This is a genomic window from Rhodococcus sp. PvR099 (genome assembly GCF_017833315.1).
Classification (GTDB): Bacteria; Actinomycetota; Actinomycetes; order Mycobacteriales; family Mycobacteriaceae; genus Rhodococcus_G; species Rhodococcus_G oryzae.
Genome location: NZ_JAFIBV010000001.1, coordinates 2,453,805 through 2,470,587, shown reverse-complemented (window position 1 = coordinate 2,470,587; position 16,783 = coordinate 2,453,805). Strand labels below are relative to the sequence as shown.

Sequence of the window (16,783 nt, the reverse complement as noted above, 5' to 3'; positions counted from 1 at the left end):
GCTAGCGGCGCTGCTCCCGCGCCCCGATCCGGGGGCGGGAACGAGCCCGTCGCCCGCGCGGGCGGTCCGTACACTTGACGAGATGCACACCCACCCCAGGCTCCACGCTTACCTCGACGTCGCCGTCGTGGTGCTGGTCCTGGTGGGAACCAATCTGATCGCGCACTTCACCAACGCCTGGGCGAGCATCGCCACCGTGCCGATCGCCGCGATCGTGCTGGTCGCCATGACTCGCCGCCGGGGTCTGGGCTGGTCTGAGCTGGGACTGTCGCGGCGGCACTGGCGCACGGGGTCGCTCTACGCGCTCGCCGCGGTCGGGGTGGTCGTCGCGGTCGTCGCGATCGGGGCACTGCTCCCGATCACCCGGCCGTTCTTCATAGCCGATCGCTACGCCACCATCTCGGGCGCCCTGATCGCGTCGATGATCGTCATCCCGTTGCAGACCGTGATCCCGGAGGAACTGGCGTTCCGGGGGGTGCTGCACGGCACCCTGGATCGCGCCTGGGGTGCGCGCGGGGTGTTCGCCGCGGGGTCGCTGCTGTTCGGCCTGTGGCACATCGCGTCCTCGCTCGGGCTGACGAGCGGGAACCGTGGGCTCACCGGGATCCTCGGCGGTGGGGTGTGGGGGCAGGTGCTCGGGATCGCGGGCGCGGTGCTCGCCACCGCCGCGGCGGGATTCGTCTTCACCTGGCTGCGCAGCCGCAGCGGCAGCCTCATCGCACCGATCGCGCTGCACTGGTCGTTGAACGGGGCAGGCGCGCTCGCCGCCGCCGTGGTGTGGCAGATGTCCGTGGCCTGACCTCGGGCCGACACCCAGGTCAAACAGCCGTCGGCGCGCGTCGACGCTGACTACGCTTGCCGAGTATGACGGCCGGCGATCGCCGGCTTCTCGCGGCGACAGGGCTGCGCTCGGCCGGGACCACCGCGGGTCGCTGGGTGAAGCACGCGAGTTACCTGAAGAAATGGCTGGTGCTCGGCACCGCCATCGGCATCATCGCGGGGCTCGGTGCCGTGGTCTTTTCTCTCGTGCTCTCCGAGGCCACCCACCTGCTGCTCGGAATGCTCGGCGGCTACACGCCGCCGGAGGCCGCGGGGGACGGCGGCGGCACGGGCAGCGGCGACTCGCCCCGCCCGTGGGCCATCCCGATCGTCGTCTGCCTGGGTGGGCTGGCCTCCGGGGTCATCGTGTTCACCTTCGCCCCCGAGGCGCAGGGACACGGGACCGACGCGGCCATCGAGGCGATCCACCGGAACCCGCGGATGATCCGCATGAGAGCGGTGCTGGTGAAGCTCGTCGCCTCGGCGATCATGATCGGCTCGGGCGGGTCCGGTGGCCGCGAGGGCCCGACCGCCCAGATCTCCGCCGGGTTCGGCTCCCTGCTCGCGCGCACCCTCGACCTGTCGCCGAAGGACGGCCGGGTCGCGGTCGCGGTCGGCATCGGATCCGGCATCGGCGCGATCTTCGGGGCCCCGCTCGGCGGCGCCCTGCTCGCCGGGTCGATCGCCTACCGGGACGACTTCGAGTTCGACGCGGTGATCCCGGGGCTGGTCACCTCGATCGTCGGCTACACCGTCTACGGGTCCCTGCTGGGCTTCGCGCCGCTGTTCGGCTACGCGGCGTCCGACTACCGGTTCGACGATCCCCTGCAGCTGGTGTGGTTCGCGGCCATCGGCGTGCTCGGGGGGCTCGTCGGCCTGCTCTACAGCAGGACGTTCTACGGCACCGTCGCGATATCGGACCGGGTGCGCTGCAGCCGGATCCTCAAGCCGGCGATCGGCGGACTCCTGGTCGGCCTGACGGCCCTTGCGTTGCCCGAGGTGCTCGGCAGCGGATACGGCTGGGTGCAGCAGTCGCTGGACCGGACGGGTCTGCTGGCGATCCCGCTATGGGTGGTGCTGGTGCTGCCGTTCGCGAAGATCCTGGCCACCTCGCTCTCGATCGGCACCGGAGGATCGGGGGGCATCTTCGGGCCCGGCATGGTGATCGGCGCCTTCATCGGCGCGGCGGTGTGGCGGCTCCTCGAACCGATCGCGCCCGCGGTCCCGGATTCGCCCGCGCCGTTCGTCATCGTCGGGATGATGGCCTGCTTCGGCAGCATCGCCCGCGCGCCGATCGCGGTGATGCTGATGGTCGCCGAGATGACCGGCAGCCTCACCATTCTCACGCCCGCGATGGTCGCGGTCGGGCTGGCCTACCTCATCGTGCGTCACTCCGGTGAGACGATCTACCGGGCCCAGCTGGGCACCCGCGAGGACGCCCGCGCGGCGCGGTTGACGGCGGGGATGCCGCTGCTGGGCCGGGTCGGCGTCGGTGAGGCGATGTCGCCCCCGCGGCTGGTCCTCGACGGCGGCACCGACGTCGCCGACGCGCTGGCGCGATTGAGGGAGGCGGGAGTGCCGGGGGCGCCCGTCGTCGACGGCGAGGGGCGTTTCATCGGCGCGGTCTCGCCGTCGGGACTCGCGGCCGCGGCGCCGGATGCGATCCTCGCGCGGCGCGCCGATGCGGGGGCGCCGACGGTCGACGTCACCGCGAACCTCGACGAGGCGCTGGAGGCGATGCCGGACGAGGCCCGGTGGCTGACCGTGCTCGACGGGCAGAGGCGGGTGTGCGGCATCGTCGGGGTGCCGGACGTCGTCCACGGCTATCGGATGGAGGTCCTGGCCGAGCAGCGGCGGGTGGAGCGGGTCGGGACGCATGTCGAGGTGCTGGACGTGCGCGCGGCCGAAGACTCGCCCGTCCTGGGAAAACGGCTGGCGGACAGGGCCCTTCCCGCGGGGTCGCTGGTGGTCTCGGTGCGGCGCGGCGACGCGGTGGTCCCCGGCACCGCCGCGACCCGACTGCGCGCAGGCGATCTCGTCACCGTCCTGGTTCCGCCCGAACAGAGCGCGTCGGTCCGCCGACTGGTCGAGGGCGACTCCGCGGGAGGCGACCGATGAGCGCCGCGACCGCCGTCACGGTGTTCCACCGGACGCCCGACGCCGGCGGTTTCGCCGGGTGGGCCGACGGCATGGGCGTCGCCGCGCGGGACGCGGACGGCTTCGTCGATGCCAGGGTGGCCGCGTACGAGGCGCCCGAACTGGACTGGGCGGTGTCGGTGACATTCGATTCCGAGGAGCACCTGCACCGCTGGCTGGACTCGGCCGGCCGGGCGGGGCTGATCGCGGCGGGGGAGAGCTTGGGATTCCGGCGCGCGAGCTCGGATCTGATCCTGCTCGAGGGTTGTCTGCCGCCAGGAACCGCGGTGTTCGAACACCCGGTGTCGCCGGGGCGCGAAGGGGCCTTCGAGGCGACGCAGGTGCGACTGTCCGCGTTGATCGCCACCTTCTCGGGGTTCGAGGGCACCACGGTGCTGCGGCCGGTGGGTGCGGGCACCTGGATGTCGGTGCTCCGGTTCCGCACCGACCGCCAGCTGGCGGCCTGGATGCGCTCGAAGGAGCGCACGGAGGCGCTCCCGGAGCTCCGATCGCAGTTGTCGGAGGACTTCTCGGTGGTCGCGCGGAGCACGCCGTTCGGGTCGATCCTGCGGGTGCAGGACGGCACGACGCGGATCACGCCGCAGTGGCGCACGGCGATGCTGATCCTGCTCGTGCTGTACCCGACCGTGATGACGCTCTCGCGATTCCTTGGGCCGGTGCTGAACGAGTGGGGCCTGCCGCCCTGGCTGTCGATGTGGCTCAGCCAGATCGTCAGCGTCGGGTTGATGACCTGGCTGCTGATGCCCGCGGTCACTCGGTGGTTCCGGCGCTGGCTCGATCCCGTGGACGGCGCGGGGCCGCGCGTGGGGCTGATCGGCGCGGTCGCGGTCGCGGTGGTCTACACGGCGACGCTGACCACGTTCGCAACGGTGCACTGGCTGCAGTTCTGGGACTACATGGACTGAGCGTCCGACGAACGGGCGGTTTCCCGGACTTCCGTCGAGTGACGGAGCGGGAAACCGCCCGTTCGTGGCTTCCTAGCTCAGCGCAGCACCTCGCGGTGCTCGTTGGCGTACGGCACGTGCTCGTCGATGCGTCCTTCCTGCAGCTTGTTGACCCACTCCGGGTCGGCGAGCAGCGCCCGTCCGACGGCGACGAGGTCGAACTCCTGATTCTCGTACTGCTGGAGCACGCGGTCGATGCCGACGGTGTTCGAGGCGCCGTCGGGGGAGAACGCCGTGGTGAACACCTTGTCGAGTCCGACCGAGCCGACCGTGATCGTCGGCAGCCCGGACAGCTTCTTCGTCCACCCGGCCAGGCCGAGCTTCCCGTCCGAGCCTTCGAGTTCGGCGAACGCGGGTTCCCAGTGCCTGCGGGTGGACGCGTGCAGCACGTCGACACCGGCGGCGACCAGCGGGTCGAGAACCTGCTCGAGCTCCGCGGGCGACTGCGCGATCCGCGCGTCGTAGTGGTTCGACTTCCACTGGGAGAAGCGGTAGACGATCGCGAAGTCCTCGCCGACCGCCGCGCGGATGGCCGCCACCACCTCGGAGGGGAACCGGGTCCGCGACTGCAGCGAGCCCCCGTAACCGTCCGAGCGCCGGTTGGTGCCCGCCCAGAGGAACTCGTCGAGCAGGTAGCCGTGCGCACCGTGCAGCTCGATGCCGTCGAATCCGACGTCCTTCGCGTTGACCGCGGCCGCGACCCAGGCCTCGCGCAGTTCGTCGAGGTCGCCGGTCGTCAGCGCCCGACCGCTCGGGGAGCCGTCGAGCGCGAGGCCGGACGGGCTGACGGTGGTCGCCTCCGGGTTGAGGCGGGGGGCCTCCCCGCGCTCGACCCCGAGATGCCAGAGCTGCGGGATGATCGCGCCTCCCTCCGCGTGCACGGCGTCGACGACGCCGCGCCAGCCGGCCAGGCTCTCGGTGCCGTAGAGGTGGGGTACCCGGGTGTGCGGGCCCGCGGCCGGGTCAGGGATGTAGGTCCCCTCGGTGATGATGAGGCCGACCCCACCCGCTGCGCGGCGACGGTAGTACTCCGCCACGTCCGCGCCCGGGATCCCGTCCGGCGAGAAGCCCCGGGTCATCGGAGCCATCGCGAAACGGTTCTTCACGTTCAGGGACTTGACCGCGAACGGTTCGAAGAGTCCGTCGACGGGCAGGGGGACGTGTGATTCGGTCATGACCCTGGGTAACTACGTGCAGGCGCAACTTATTCCGAGGGTGCTCGACACCCGGCTAGTCGAGGTCGCGCTCGCGGCTCTCGCGTTCGATCCGCTGCTGCTTGCCGATCCGGCGCTGTTCCTCGGCCCGCTCTCGGCACTGCCGCAGGAAGGCCTCGTCGTCGTCGGGATTCTGCGGGAGCTGCCTGCCGGGTCGGTCGTACTCGCTGTAGGCGGAGGGGTGCGGTCGCCCGCGCTGCGGTCGCGCGCCCTGTGGGCGGCCGAGGATCAGCCACAGCAGGGAGCCGACCGTAGGGATCAACAGCACGATCAGGATCCAGCCGATCCGGGGGAGGTGGCGTACCTCGTGGTCCTCGCAGGTGAGCACGTCGACGATGCAGAAGACCCACAGCGCCATCATCACGAGTCCGAAAGCCGCGTACGGCATGAAAAATGTCCTCCCCAGTCCAGTACGGCGCCCTGTTGCGCCGCGTCACCCGGCCGCGCGCGCATGGCTGCGGTGCCGGGATGACCCCCGCGGGGAGAATATGTGTTGAGGGCGCCGATTCGTGAGCTTTGCTCAGATTGTGATCCCGGTCATCCCTCGTCGAGGACGATCCACTCACCGAAGGGCGGCGGGCCCTCACCGTGGACCTTGATTCGCTGCTCGGTGGCATCGGGGTGTTTGACGTGCATCCACTCATAGCCGTGCAGGACGTGTTCCTCGGCCGCGGATTCGTCGACCACCACCATGTCGCCGTTGGCGCGCTGCTCGAACGCGAATCCACTCTCGGGCGCGATGACCCACCACGTCTGATTGCCCATGACCTCGAGTCCCATCCGGGAGAAGTTGTGCGGACAGGTCAGACGTTACCGCCGATCGACACCGGGCGGGCGTCCCGATTCGGCGTCGAAGGGCCGATACGCTGCGGCGACGCCGCAACAGGTGTTGCTAGAGATACTAATGTGACTGGCGACACCAGAGTGATTGTGATGGAATGGCCGAACCACCCAGGTCACCGTGGCCCCTCGTCGGCAGTCGGGGCGTGCCGGTGACGACAGCAATCAGTGATGTGAGGGCGTCGTGCAGGTTTCCCGTCGAGAACTCTTCAAGTACGTGGCCGCCGGATCCGCCGCTCTTGGCGTCACGGCGCTCGGATCCAATTCCCTGCTCGCGCAGGCCTCTCCGAACCTCGGCACCCTGATCGACTACGCGGGCGGGGTTCCGTCCGCGGAGGCCATCCTCGCCGCCGGACACGTCGGGGCCATCCGTTACGTCTCGGACCGTCGGCCAGGGGCGGAGTGGATGGAGGGCAAGCCGATGCTGGAGGCGGAGGCGACAGCACTCGCCGAGTCCGGGCTGGAGGTCGTCTCCTGCTACCAGTTCGGCAAGGCGGACACCGCGGACTGGCGCGGCGGGTTCGATGCGGGCGTGGAGCATGCCGAGCGCGGTCTCGAGCTGCACCTGGCCGCGGGCGGTCCGGAGAACCGGCCGATCTACGCGTCCATCGACGACAACCCGAGCGAGGACGACTTCACCGAGCTGATCGCCCCGTACATCCAGGGTTGGGAATCGGTTGTCGGGCACGAGAACACGGGCGTCTACGCGAACTCCCCGACCCTCGACCTGCTGGTGGCCGAGGGCCTGGGCGCGTTCTACTGGCAGCACAACTGGGGCACGCCGTCGGGTTTCGTGCATCCCGAGGCGCATCTGCACCAGTACGAGATCGACAAGCGAGCCGTCGACGGTGTCGGCATCGACCTCAACGCGATCCTCAAGGCCGACTACGGCCAGTGGTCGCTGGCCTGACCGAACGCCGCGCCCCTGCGATGCGGGGCGCGGCGGAGTGCTGGGGCGGTCAGCAGGCCGGCTTGGCGATGTTGTAGATCTGCTGTGCCTGGTCCGGGGTGGCCTTGACGCCGTTGTTCTCGGCCCTGGTCTCGAGGCCGGCGACGATCTCCTGCTCGGACTGGCCTGCGTCGATGTCGGCGCAGGTTTGCGCCAGGATGTCTTCGATGGCGTCGTCGTCGCGGCCCGCTGCTAGATCGGGATTGGCGACCTTGAACGCGGCGGTGAAGGTCGCGACCTTCGCGCTGTCGAGGGCGCCCTTGGCCTTCGAGACGGCGGTGCTGGCCGCGGCGTTCGCCGAGGACATGGCGCCCTCAGCGGCGTTGGCGGCGGAGGTCATGGCGCTTCCCGCGGCGCCTGCGGCGGACGACATCGCGGCCGATGCCTTGTCCTTGGCGGTCTGGGTGTTGTCGGTGGCTTCGTCGGAACTACAGCCGGTGAGGGCGAGCGCGAGGGCGGCGGTGGAGGCGGCGAGCACTGCAGCTGCTTTTCTCATGCGGTCGAGCCTAGCCGCGACGGCGGGGGATTCGGCGCAAGACGAGCGCAGTCCGATCACGACTCGATGACAGACTTCTCGCATGGGTATCGGTCGCTACGCCGCACTGCTGGCACGCAGGCCGGTGCGCAGGCTGATCCTAGTCGGGATGATCGCGCGGCTGCCGCACTCCGCGGCCGGGCTGATCCTCACCCTGCACGTCGTGCAGACCCTCGGCAGGGGATACGCGGCCGCGGGACTCGCGGCGGCGGCGCTGACCATCGGCATCGCGGTCGGCTCGCCCTGGCGCGGCAGGCTGATCGACCGGATCGGGCTGCGAAGAACCCTGCTGCCCTCCGTGATCGCCGAGGGCGTGCTGTGGCCGATCGTCGCCTTCGTGCCCTACCAGGCACTGATCCCGGTCGCCTTCGTCTGCGGGGCCTTCGCACTGCCGATCTTCACGGTGGTCCGCCAGAGCATCAGCGTGCTGGTCGGCGAGGCGGATCGGCGGACCGCGTACGCCCTCGACTCGATCGGCACCGAGCTGGTGTTCATCGTCGGCCCGGCGACAGGGGTATTCCTCGGCACTCACTTCAGCACCCGGTACACCCTCATCGCGATAGGCGTGTCCGTCGTGGTTGCCGGTCTGTTCCTGATGTGGTTCAACCCGCCGACCCGCAGTGAGACCCCCGCCGTCGCGGCAGGAGCCGAGGCGGCGGTCGCACCCGCGGTTGACGACGCGACGGCCGCCACTCTCAGCGCCGCGACGCGCCCCGGCTGGCTCACCGCCGCCGCCGTCGGCGTGTTCGCCGCCTCGGCGGGAGCCACCTTGATCCTGGCGGGCACGGACGTCGGCATCCTGGCCGCGCTGCGGGCGAGCGGGGAGGTGCAGTCCCTCGGTGTCGTGTTCTTCTTCTGGTGCGTGTCGTCGATCGTGGGCGGGCTGATCTATGGCGCGATGCATCGCCCCGTGAGCCCGGCGCTGCTGCTGTTCCTACTCGGCCTGTTCACGCTCCCGATGGCCTTCGCCACCTCGACCTTCACACTGGCGGCCCTCGCCATCCCGGCCGGGCTGTTCTGCGCGCCGGTGATGGCGGCGACGGGCGAGGCGATCGCGGACCTGGTTCCGGAGGACCGGAGGGGCGAGGCTATGGGTTGGCAGGGGACCTCGTTCACTCTCGGCGGCGCGGTCGGTTCGCCCCTTGCCGGTGCGATGGTCGACCGTGCCGGACCGGCGGCCGGGTTCACCGCCGTCGCGGTGGTGGGCATGGCGATCGGATTGGCGGGGTACGTGGCCAAGCTATGGGTCGCGGCCGCGCGGGCCGGCCGACACGACCACGTGTGAGCATCGTAGGTCGGGCCCGCTGCCGGTAGCGTCAGCGGAACCATTCGAGAGAGGACAGACGTGGAACAACTCATCAACATCGTGTACGCCCTCGCGGCGAACATCTACGACCGCGTGTCGAGCGGATCCGTGGCCCCTCAGGAACCGCAGAACCCCTAGTGCGCGACGCGCCCTAGGCGCCGCCCACCGCGGAGAGCCACTGGCGGGCCTCGTCCGGAAGTCCTCCGGACGACTCCGCGGCGCGGCACCATTTCTTGGCCATCTTCAGGAACTTCATCGGGTTGTAGACGTCTTCCTCGCAGGACCACAGCCCGTCGCCCGCGTAGTGCAGGATCGTCAGGTTCGAGGCCTCGTGGAGCGTGCCGTCGCCGGGATCACGCATCGGATTGCGGATCTCGCAGATCACCCAGCCGCGCTCCTCGTCGATCGTGTGCCAGGCCGCGGGGAACTCCGTCATGTGGCTGCCGGGGAAGCTCGTCATCGTCCGCACCACCCACTCCCGGATCTGTTCCCGGCCAATGAAGTTCCCGTAGGCGTGCTCGATGTAGGTGGCGTCCTCGGTGAACATGTCGGCGAAGAGGTTCCAGTCGCCCGTCGCGGTGGCCTTCTCAACCGTGCGCTGGTAGCCCTCGAAGGCCGACTCCAGTTCAGCCCTCGTCCACGTCCGGTTGTCGGTCTTGTCCGCCTCGGTCACGTGCATCCTCCGTCGAATCGTGTTGTGCGGCTGTCTGTTTCTGGTTGATGCAGCTCAGGTCTGGGTGTGCGACATCGGCGACACCGCGAGTCCGGGCTCTTCCGCCAGCACGTGCAGCGGGCGGTCGCTCGGGCTCGTGGCGTCGGCACGCCAGGACAGCACCGACCACTTCGACAGTCCGGACAGCGCCGAACCCAGGCTGCCGAACGAGCCGGTGGACAGGGCGGAACCGGCCGAGCCGATGGAGCCTATCGAGAGGATCGAGCCGACGCTGCCGATCGAGAGAATCGAGTAGGCCGAGCCGATCGAGAGGATGGAGCCCTCGGATCGGATGGACAGGATCGAGCGTCGCGAGTGCACGGACTTCACCGAGTGCGGTACGGAGGCCATCGCTGAGGTTTACCACAGGGCCGGACAAAGCAGAAGGGCCCCTTCGCGATGCGAAAGGGCCCTTCTGGGATGGCTGGTGACTTACGGAACGACAACCATTCCGACGGTCGGCAGGAAGCTGCAGGTGATCGGTGCGGCGCCCTCGGCCTGGGTGGTGAGGGAGCCGGAGATCACCGCGAGAACGCGGCCGCGACCGGTGTCGGCGATGGCGGACAGGGTGGCCGGTCCGTCCGGGTTGATCTTCGACTCGGACGTCAGGTTCTGAGTCGCCGACTTCTGGTTGTCGATGTTGACCCAGCTGACGGTGAGCGGGACCGGCTGCACGTCGGCGGGCTTCTTGGTGCCCAGCGCGGTGAAGACGAACCCGGCCTGGCCGGCCTTCGGTCCCGGAGGGGGCAGGTGCGCGGGGCCGGGGACGGCCAGCGCGGTACCCACCGAGTCGGCGGTGGCCGAGATGCAGCCCTTGCCGAGGGTCGGGTAGAGGAACTGGGCGATCACGGGGCCGCTCTCCGGCGGGAGCTCCGGTCCGCCGCCGCCACTGCCGTCGAGGAAGGTGATGACCTTGGAGAGGGTCGCCTTCGTCGACTCGGGCAGGTTGGAGGACTCGAGCAGCGTGCGCGCCTGGGCGAGCAGGTCTGCCTGCGGTCCGCCTGCGATGTCGGACGGGCCTGCCGCGGCACCGATGATGGCCGGTGCCAGCGAGGCCAGAGCCTCGATGTTGAGGCCCTCGGGGAGCACGGGCGCGGGCTGCGCCACAGCGTTGGTCGGAGCAGCCAAGGCAGCGGCCGCGGCTATCGCTAGCGCGGTGATCGTTCTGCGCGGTCCTCGCGTACGAAGCACAGTCGTCCCATCCTTATTTTCTTCAAGCGTCGGTTGGCCTGCAGGCCCCCAGCGGTAACGAGGGGCCACTCTATGCAGGCCATCAGGCGGTTGTACAGCGCTTGCCGAGACAACCCTGTTATTTCTTTGTCACCCGAGAGTGACTCTGGGTCGGGAGTCTATGGCAATGCTGGCCGGATGATGCTTGCCCGGTGACCATATCGTGTGACTAGAGTGAAAATTGAGATTGTTGATGCAACTGTTATCCACAATTTTCGGGGAGGTTCAGCGGCCGCCGCGGCTGCCGTTAGGCTCGCTGTCGAACGCTTCGGGTTCCACCCGTCGGCCCACACCACACGGGAGAACGCGAGACGTGTCCGAGATGCCACCCGCACCCCAGACTCGGGATGCTCGCACCGATAGCCGGTCGGCGTCGATCCTTCGCTTCGCCCCGCTGCTGCTGGCGGTCTCCGTCGCGGTGCGGATGGCATGGGTGTTCCTGAGCCCGAACGGCATGAACCTGGTCGATCTGCACGTATATGTGGACGGCTCGGCCGCGCTGCTCAGCGACAACCTCTACGACTTCACCTACGCCGAGCTGACCCCGGACTTTCCGCTCCCGTTCACATACCCGCCGTTCGCGGCGCTGGTGTTCTTCCCACTGCACTATCTGCCCTTCCCGGTGGTGGGGGTGTGCTGGACGCTGCTCACCATCGCGGCGCTGTTCCTCGTGATCCGGATCAGCCTGGAACTGATCTACGGCGCGGCGGCGAGGGAACCCCGCTGGACCGCGGTCGCGCTGACCTGGACCGCCGTCGGAATCTGGACCGAGCCGGTTCGTACCACGCTCGACTACGGGCAGGTCAACGTGTTCCTGGTGCTCGGCGCCATGGTCGCCGTCCGCAGCACCCGGTGGTGGATCGCGGGCGGGCTGGTCGGCTTCATCGCGGGCATCAAGCTCACGCCCGCGATCACCGGCCTGTATTTCGTGGCGCGAAGGCGATGGAAGGCCGCCGTCTTCTCCGCGGTGGCGTTCGGGCTGACGGTGGCGGTCAGCTACCTCACGATCGGCCCGTCGGCGCGCGAGTACTTCGAACACCTGCTCGGCGATGCATCCCGCATCGGCCCGGTCGGGTCGGTGTGGAACCAGTCGGCGCGCGGTGCGTTGAGCCGAGTACTCGGCCATGACGTCGAGAGCGGCTGGCCGTGGCTGGTGGCGGTGGCGGTGGCGGCGCTGCTCGCCTTCTTCGCCTGGCGGGCGCTCGGGGCCGACGACAGGCTCGGCACCCTCGTCGTGGTGCAGCTCTTCGGGCTGTTGATCTCGCCGATCTCGTGGTCGCACCACTGGGTGTGGCTGATCCCGATGCTGATCTGGCTCGTACACGGACCGCTGGCGGAGCGGCTGGGGTCGAAGATCCTGGCCGGCTGCTGGCTGGCGTCGACCATCATCGGGGTGCCGTGGGTGCTGTCCTTCTTCCAGGACTCGATCTGGCTGATCTCGAGGCCAGCCGTGCTGGCCTGGCTGGGCGCCGTGAACGTCGTGGGCGCCGTCGCGTTCTACGCCTGGGTGATCTACGCCGGACGGCTCAGCCCTCGGCAGCCAGACGATCGATCTCCCGCGCAAGGCCCACGTCCAGATCGGTGATCCCGCCCATGGAGTGGGTGGCGCAGGTGAAGGTGAGCGTGCGCCAGCGGATGTCGATGTCCGGGTGGTGATCGCGGCTCTCGGCGGCCGCCGCGACCCGATCGACCAGCGCGATGGCGGCTGGAAAGGTCGGGCACTTCAGTGTTCGGGTGATCGAGGCGCCCGCCCGCTGCCAATCGGGGAGCGATCCCAGCGCGGCTTCGACCTCGGCGTCCGACAGCAACTCGGCCATGACAATGATGGTGCCATGCATGAAGCCCGGGCGGAAACGAATGCGGTGCGAGAGGTCGCGGCGGCGGCGATCATCGCCGGCGGTCGGCTGTTGCTCGCGCAGCGGGTCGCGCCGCCGGAACTGGCAGGCATGTGGGAGCTGCCCGGCGGAAAGATCGAGCCGGGGGAGACCCCGGCGCAGGGCCTGCGCCGCGAGCTCCGCGAGGAACTGGGTGTCGACACCGTGGTCGGCGACCGGATCGGGGTGGACGTGCCGCTGCCGAAGGGCATGGTCCTGCGCGCCTACCTGGTGTCGCTGTGTGACGGGACCCCGACCGCGTTGGAACATTCCGCGGTGCGCTGGGTGACCGGGCCGGAGCTCGCCGCCGCCGATCTGGTGCCGAACGACAGGGCGTGGCTGGCGGAGTTGATGGCGGTGCTGCACGCGGAATAGTTGTGGCGGCAGGCCGCCTCCATCGCGTGTCGCGCCCGGAAACCCGTTGTCCCCAGCCGTTTCCGTGCCACGCTGGTACTGATCATCGGCGTATCGAGGGGGAGGCGTCAGCCATGGGGTGATCCTCGGCTTGGTGGCGGCCTGTGCCGCCGCGCTGACACTGGGGGTGCCCCCCGCGGCGGCCGCCGAACCGCTGCCCGGTCCGACGCCGTTGGCGGACAATTGGTTCCAGGGGCCGGCCGATCTGTCGGGGTACGCGAAAGGGGACGTGATCCGCAGCCGTCCGGTGGAGGTCCGCTTCCCGGCGAACACTCCGTGGCCGGTGGTCAAGACCACCCAGCTGCTCTACCGCACCACCGATTCGTTCGGGGTGCCGGTGACCACGACGGCGACGGTGATGGTCCCCGATCGCCCGTGGACCGGACCGGGGGCCCGCCCGCTGCTCTCCCAGCAGCAGGCGATGGACGCCCTCGGTCTGGCGTGCAACCCCTCGGTGACCCTGCCCGCGGGAAAGTCCCAGGACCTGGCCCTCATCTCGCCGATGCTCGCGCTCGGCTATGCGGTCGTCGCCTCCGACTACCAGGGCCCCGAGATGGCCTGGATCGCCGGACGACAGACCGCACACGGCGTGCTCGACGGCATTCGTGCCGCGCAACGCTTTGAGCCGCTTGGGCTCTCGCAGTCACCGGTCGTCATGTACGGCTACTCGGGCGGCGGGCACGCGACCGCATGGGCGGCCGAACAGAAGTCCACCTACGCGCCGGAACTCAATGTCATCGGTGTCGCCGAGGGCGGGGTCCCCGGCGACCTGGCCGGGCTGAGCGAGAAGCAGCCGGCCGTCGGTTTCACCGCCTGGGGCACCCTGCTCGGGTTGTCGAGGGAGTTCCCGGACAAGGTCAGGCCGCAGGAATACCTCACCCCAGAGGGGATCGAGTTCGCCAATACGCTCACCGACGGGTGCCTGACGGACCTGCTCGGCAAGACCAAGGGCATCAGCCTCGCCCAGTGCTCGAAGGTGGGCGACATCCTCACCATCCCGAGCGTCGAGGCCGCCATCGAGGAGAACTCGCTGGCACGCACCGCCGCCACGCCGGACATGCCGCTGTTCGTCTTCCATGACACCAAGGACGTGCTGATCCCGGACCGGGGGATGACCGGAGTGGTCCGTGAGTACTGCAACCGCGGGGTCGACGTCCAGTACGCCCCCGGACTTGGCGTCGATCATGTCGGTGGGGCCTTTGTCGGGATGCCGCCCGCCTACAAGTGGCTCGACGACCGCGTCGTCGGCCGTCCGACAACGCCGAACTGCTGATCCGGGCGACGCGCGACGGGGAGGGGCTCAGGAGGCGCGTGCCTTCTTGAGCCCCTTCTTCAGGTCCTTGCCCGTGACGCCCTCGTTCTCGAGTTTCTTCATCCGCATGATGACGACGGGACACTTGAGGCACCGCGTCTTGCTGCGGCAGCACTTCTTCTTCGGCTTGAGGCTCGAGACCTTCTTCGCCTTGACCTTGCCCATGTCGGCTCGGCCCTCCTGCCCGGTCGGATACCGGATCGTCCCGGCCTACCCGAGGTTAGCTTGCCCTCACGAATCGGCCCGGCGCAGGCGCGTGCCGCGGTCGGGCTCGGCGGCCCGCTCGCTCGGTCCTTGTGGTTGACCGAGTAGCAGATCCAGGGTGATTCACAACTCGTTTTCGGCGGAATTGCCGCGGGCGGGTAGTATCTAGCTGGCCGCAATGCCTGCACAGGTCGTCCTGTGCTGATGGATTCGCATTCGCGACGCGGCCGCCCGAGCCGTGCGAGCCTAGGTTTCGCGTGGCTGAATCAAGCCAGCCAGGAGACCGCAGCGTGCCCAGCACCACCTTCCGCAATGTTGCCATCGTCGCACACGTCGACCATGGCAAGACCACCCTCGTCGACGCCATGCTCCGGCAGTCCGGCGCCTTCGCCGAGCGTGCCGAACTGGTCGACCGCGTGATGGACTCCGGTGACCTGGAGCGCGAAAAGGGCATCACCATCCTCGCGAAGAACACCGCCGTGCATAAGCACAACGAGGACGGTTCGATCACGGTCATCAACGTGATCGACACCCCCGGCCACGCCGACTTCGGTGGCGAGGTGGAGCGCGGCCTGTCCATGGTGGACGGCGTTGTGCTGCTCGTCGACGCCTCCGAGGGCCCGCTGCCGCAGACCCGTTTCGTGCTCCGCAAGGCGCTCGCCGCCTCGCTGCCCGTCATCCTCGTCGTCAACAAGACCGACCGTCCCGACGCCCGCATCGAGGAGGTCGTCTCCGAGAGCCACGACCTGCTCCTCGACCTGGCGTCCGATCTGGACGACGAGGCCGCCGAGGCAGCCGAGCTCGCCCTCGACCTGCCGGTGCTCTACGCCTCCGGCCGTGAGGGCAAGGCCAGCAAGGTCCAGCCCGAGAACGGCCAGGCCCCCGACGCCGAGAACCTCGACGCGCTGTTCGAGGTCCTGATGGAGAACGTCCCGGCACCCAAGGGCACCGTCGACGCGCCGCTGCAGGCGCACGTCACCAACCTCGACGCCTCCGCCTTCCTCGGCCGCCTGGCCCTGGTCCGCATCCACAACGGCGAGCTCCGCAAGGGCCAGACCGTCTCCTGGATGCGCGAGGTCGACGGCGAGCCCGTCGTCACCAAGACCAAGATCACCGAGCTGCTGCAGACCGTCGGCGTCGAGCGTCAGCCCGGAGAGGTCGCCGTCGCCGGTGACATCGTCGCGGTCGCCGGCTTCCCCGACATCATGATCGGCGACACCCTCGCCGACCTGGAGAACCCGGTCGCGCTGCCGCGGATCACCGTCGACCAGCCCGCCATCTCGGTCACCATCGGCACCAACACCTCGCCGCTCGTCGGCCGGGTCAGCGGCCACAAGCTGACCGCCCGCATGATCAAGTCGCGTCTCGATCAGGAGCTCGTCGGCAACGTCTCGCTCAAGGTCCTCGACATCGGTCGCCCGGACGCATGGGAGGTGCAGGGTCGTGGTGAGCTCGCGCTGGCCATCCTGGTCGAGCAGATGCGCCGCGAGGGCTTCGAGATGACCGTCGGCAAGCCGCAGGTGGTCACCCGCCAGGTCGACGGCAAGGTGCACGAGCCCTTCGAGGAGCTCACCATCGACAGCCCCGAGGAGTACCTCGGCGCCATCACCCAGCTCCTGGCGAACCGCAAGGGCAAGATGGTCCAGATGGCCAACCACGGTGCCGGCTGGGTCCGCATGGAGTTCATCGTCCCCTCGCGTGGCCTGATCGGTTTCCGCACCGACTTCCTCACCGAGACCCGCGGCACCGGCATCGCCAACGCCGTCTTCCACGGCTACGCGCCGTGGGCGGGAGAGATCCGCGCGCGCCACACCGGTTCGCTCGTCTCCGACCGCACCGGCTCGGTGACCCCGTTCGCGATGATCCAGCTCGCCGACCGCGGCACCTTCTTCGTCGAGCCCGGCGCGGACACCTACGAGGGCATGGTCGTGGGCATCAACCCGCGTCAGGAAGACCTCGACATCAACGTCACCCGCGAGAAGAAGCTGACCAATATGCGTCAGTCCTCCGCCGACGTGATGGAGACCCTGGCCAAGCCGATCAAGCTCGAGCTCGAGGGCGCCATGGAGTTCTGTGCAGGCGACGAGTGCGTCGAGGTCACCCCCGAGGTGGTCCGCGTCCGCAAGGTGCACCTGTCGCAGACCGACCGCGCCCGCGAGCGCTCGCGCAGCAAGTCCCGCGACAAGGCCGCGCTGTAGAGTTGCGCTTCGCGCCTGTGCGCGGTTGACGAGTCTGCGGACCCGTCAGCCGCGCACAGGCGTTTACAGCCGTAG

At 69.3% G+C, this 16,783-nt stretch carries 18 protein-coding genes and 1 pseudogene; 10 read left to right on the top strand and 9 right to left on the bottom strand.

Going from position 1 to position 16,783, the window contains the following annotated elements:
• Positions 1-82: 82 nt before the first annotated feature.
• From JOE46_RS11190 to JOE46_RS11180, 4 genes and pseudogenes are all read left to right on the top strand, one after another.
• Positions 83-799: a CPBP family intramembrane glutamic endopeptidase gene (locus JOE46_RS11190; protein ID WP_097212576.1), complete on the top strand. Its 717-nt coding sequence runs from the start codon at positions 83-85 to the stop codon at positions 797-799.
• A gap of 65 nt (positions 800-864) precedes the next feature.
• A pseudogene (locus JOE46_RS11185) lies at positions 865-2,268 on the top strand (chloride channel protein); the annotation flags it as partial.
• A 15-nt stretch (positions 2,269-2,283) separates the two neighbouring features.
• Positions 2,284-2,937 carry a CBS domain-containing protein gene (locus JOE46_RS26430; protein ID WP_306455737.1) on the top strand — a complete coding sequence of 218 codons (654 nt, stop codon included), beginning with the start codon at positions 2,284-2,286 and terminating at the stop codon, positions 2,935-2,937.
• Positions 2,934-3,881, top strand: a complete 948-nt coding sequence (locus JOE46_RS11180) for an antibiotic biosynthesis monooxygenase (protein WP_097212574.1) — start codon at positions 2,934-2,936, stop codon at positions 3,879-3,881. Before JOE46_RS26430 ends, JOE46_RS11180 begins: the two co-directional genes overlap by 4 nt.
• 77 nt (positions 3,882-3,958) lie before the next feature.
• On the opposite strand, the gene JOE46_RS11175 is transcribed toward JOE46_RS11180, so the two are convergent.
• The 3 genes from JOE46_RS11175 to JOE46_RS11165 form a co-directional block, all read right to left on the bottom strand.
• Positions 3,959-5,095: an NADH:flavin oxidoreductase gene (locus tag JOE46_RS11175; protein ID WP_097212573.1), complete on the bottom strand. Its 1,137-nt coding sequence runs from the start codon at positions 5,093-5,095 to the stop codon at positions 3,959-3,961.
• A gap of 55 nt (positions 5,096-5,150) precedes the next feature.
• Complete coding sequence (locus JOE46_RS11170; protein WP_097212572.1) at positions 5,151-5,522, bottom strand: PLD nuclease N-terminal domain-containing protein; 372 nt, start codon at positions 5,520-5,522, stop codon at positions 5,151-5,153.
• A gap of 149 nt (positions 5,523-5,671) precedes the next feature.
• Positions 5,672-5,914, bottom strand: coding sequence for a maltose regulon activator MalT (locus JOE46_RS11165; RefSeq protein ID WP_245221025.1), 243 nt, complete (start codon positions 5,912-5,914; stop codon positions 5,672-5,674).
• Positions 5,915-6,158: 244 nt separating this feature from the next.
• Here JOE46_RS11165 and JOE46_RS11160 point away from each other — a divergent pair, with 244 nt between their 5' ends.
• A complete protein-coding gene (locus JOE46_RS11160; RefSeq protein ID WP_097212571.1) occupies positions 6,159-6,884 on the top strand; it encodes a DUF1906 domain-containing protein in 726 nt (241 codons plus the stop codon).
• A gap of 49 nt (positions 6,885-6,933) precedes the next feature.
• Here JOE46_RS11160 and JOE46_RS11155 read toward each other — a convergent pair whose 3' ends face one another.
• The gene (locus JOE46_RS11155) at positions 6,934-7,419 is read right to left on the bottom strand and encodes a hypothetical protein (protein WP_143548482.1); all 486 of its coding nucleotides are present in this window, start codon (positions 7,417-7,419) and stop codon (positions 6,934-6,936) included.
• An 82-nt stretch (positions 7,420-7,501) separates the two neighbouring features.
• Between JOE46_RS11155 and JOE46_RS11150 the strand changes: the two genes are divergently transcribed.
• On the top strand, positions 7,502-8,743 hold the full coding sequence (locus tag JOE46_RS11150) for an MFS transporter (RefSeq protein ID WP_097212569.1): 1,242 nt from the start codon (positions 7,502-7,504) through the stop codon (positions 8,741-8,743).
• A gap of 172 nt (positions 8,744-8,915) precedes the next feature.
• Here JOE46_RS11150 and JOE46_RS11145 read toward each other — a convergent pair whose 3' ends face one another.
• From JOE46_RS11145 to JOE46_RS11135, 3 genes are all read right to left on the bottom strand, one after another.
• A complete protein-coding gene (locus tag JOE46_RS11145; protein ID WP_097212568.1) occupies positions 8,916-9,443 on the bottom strand; it encodes a nuclear transport factor 2 family protein in 528 nt (175 codons plus the stop codon).
• Between the two features lie 48 nt (positions 9,444-9,491).
• The gene (locus JOE46_RS11140; RefSeq protein WP_097212567.1) at positions 9,492-9,827 is read right to left on the bottom strand and encodes a hypothetical protein; all 336 of its coding nucleotides are present in this window, start codon (positions 9,825-9,827) and stop codon (positions 9,492-9,494) included.
• 81 nt (positions 9,828-9,908) lie between these two features.
• Positions 9,909-10,667 (bottom strand): hypothetical protein, encoded by a 759-nt coding sequence (locus tag JOE46_RS11135; RefSeq protein WP_097212566.1) that lies wholly within the window; start codon positions 10,665-10,667, stop codon positions 9,909-9,911.
• Between the two features lie 361 nt (positions 10,668-11,028).
• Between JOE46_RS11135 and JOE46_RS11130 the strand changes: the two genes are divergently transcribed.
• Positions 11,029-12,291 (top strand): mannosyltransferase, encoded by a 1,263-nt coding sequence (locus tag JOE46_RS11130; RefSeq protein ID WP_097212629.1) that lies wholly within the window; start codon positions 11,029-11,031, stop codon positions 12,289-12,291.
• On the opposite strand, the gene JOE46_RS11125 is transcribed toward JOE46_RS11130, so the two are convergent.
• Positions 12,233-12,523 carry a 4a-hydroxytetrahydrobiopterin dehydratase gene (locus JOE46_RS11125; protein WP_097212630.1) on the bottom strand — a complete coding sequence of 97 codons (291 nt, stop codon included), beginning with the start codon at positions 12,521-12,523 and terminating at the stop codon, positions 12,233-12,235. The genes JOE46_RS11130 and JOE46_RS11125 overlap by 59 nt on opposite strands.
• Positions 12,524-12,538: 15 nt before the next feature.
• On the opposite strand from JOE46_RS11125, the gene JOE46_RS11120 reads away from it, so the two are divergent.
• Together JOE46_RS11120 and JOE46_RS26425 are read left to right on the top strand one after the other, a co-directional pair.
• Entirely contained in the window at positions 12,539-12,955 is a 417-nt protein-coding gene (locus tag JOE46_RS11120; RefSeq protein ID WP_097212565.1) for a (deoxy)nucleoside triphosphate pyrophosphohydrolase, read from the top strand.
• A 118-nt stretch (positions 12,956-13,073) separates the two neighbouring features.
• Positions 13,074-14,267, top strand: coding sequence for a lipase family protein (locus JOE46_RS26425; RefSeq protein ID WP_097212564.1), 1,194 nt, complete (start codon positions 13,074-13,076; stop codon positions 14,265-14,267).
• A 27-nt stretch (positions 14,268-14,294) separates the two neighbouring features.
• Here JOE46_RS26425 and JOE46_RS11110 read toward each other — a convergent pair whose 3' ends face one another.
• Entirely contained in the window at positions 14,295-14,471 is a 177-nt protein-coding gene (locus tag JOE46_RS11110) for a hypothetical protein (RefSeq protein ID WP_097212563.1), read from the bottom strand.
• Between the two features lie 329 nt (positions 14,472-14,800).
• On the opposite strand from JOE46_RS11110, the gene typA reads away from it, so the two are divergent.
• A complete protein-coding gene (gene typA, locus JOE46_RS11105; protein ID WP_097212562.1) occupies positions 14,801-16,708 on the top strand; it encodes a translational GTPase TypA in 1,908 nt (635 codons plus the stop codon).
• Positions 16,709-16,783: the final 75 nt, after the last annotated feature.

Bases quoted from the DNA above. Each gene is read 5' to 3' on its own strand.
- JOE46_RS11155 (WP_143548482.1), bottom strand. From the start codon at position 7,419: ATGAGAAAAGCAGCTGCAGTGCTCGCCGCCTCCACCGCCGCCCTCGCG.
- JOE46_RS11145 (WP_097212568.1), bottom strand. From the start codon at position 9,443: ATGCACGTGACCGAGGCGGACAAGACCGACAACCGGACGTGGACGAGG.
- JOE46_RS11130 (WP_097212629.1), top strand. From the start codon at position 11,029: ATGCCACCCGCACCCCAGACTCGGGATGCTCGCACCGATAGCCGGTCG.
- JOE46_RS11170 (WP_097212572.1), bottom strand. From the start codon at position 5,522: ATGCCGTACGCGGCTTTCGGACTCGTGATGATGGCGCTGTGGGTCTTC.
- JOE46_RS11140 (WP_097212567.1), bottom strand. From the start codon at position 9,827: ATGGCCTCCGTACCGCACTCGGTGAAGTCCGTGCACTCGCGACGCTCG.
- JOE46_RS11150 (WP_097212569.1), top strand. From the start codon at position 7,502: ATGGGTATCGGTCGCTACGCCGCACTGCTGGCACGCAGGCCGGTGCGC.
- JOE46_RS11120 (WP_097212565.1), top strand. From the start codon at position 12,539: ATGCATGAAGCCCGGGCGGAAACGAATGCGGTGCGAGAGGTCGCGGCG.
- JOE46_RS11125 (WP_097212630.1), bottom strand. From the start codon at position 12,523: ATGGCCGAGTTGCTGTCGGACGCCGAGGTCGAAGCCGCGCTGGGATCG.
- JOE46_RS11190 (WP_097212576.1), top strand. From the start codon at position 83: ATGCACACCCACCCCAGGCTCCACGCTTACCTCGACGTCGCCGTCGTG.
- JOE46_RS11180 (WP_097212574.1), top strand. From the start codon at position 2,934: ATGAGCGCCGCGACCGCCGTCACGGTGTTCCACCGGACGCCCGACGCC.
- JOE46_RS26430 (WP_306455737.1), top strand. From the start codon at position 2,284: ATGCCGCTGCTGGGCCGGGTCGGCGTCGGTGAGGCGATGTCGCCCCCG.
- JOE46_RS11165 (WP_245221025.1), bottom strand. From the start codon at position 5,914: ATGGGACTCGAGGTCATGGGCAATCAGACGTGGTGGGTCATCGCGCCC.
- JOE46_RS11175 (WP_097212573.1), bottom strand. From the start codon at position 5,095: ATGACCGAATCACACGTCCCCCTGCCCGTCGACGGACTCTTCGAACCG.
- JOE46_RS11110 (WP_097212563.1), bottom strand. From the start codon at position 14,471: ATGGGCAAGGTCAAGGCGAAGAAGGTCTCGAGCCTCAAGCCGAAGAAG.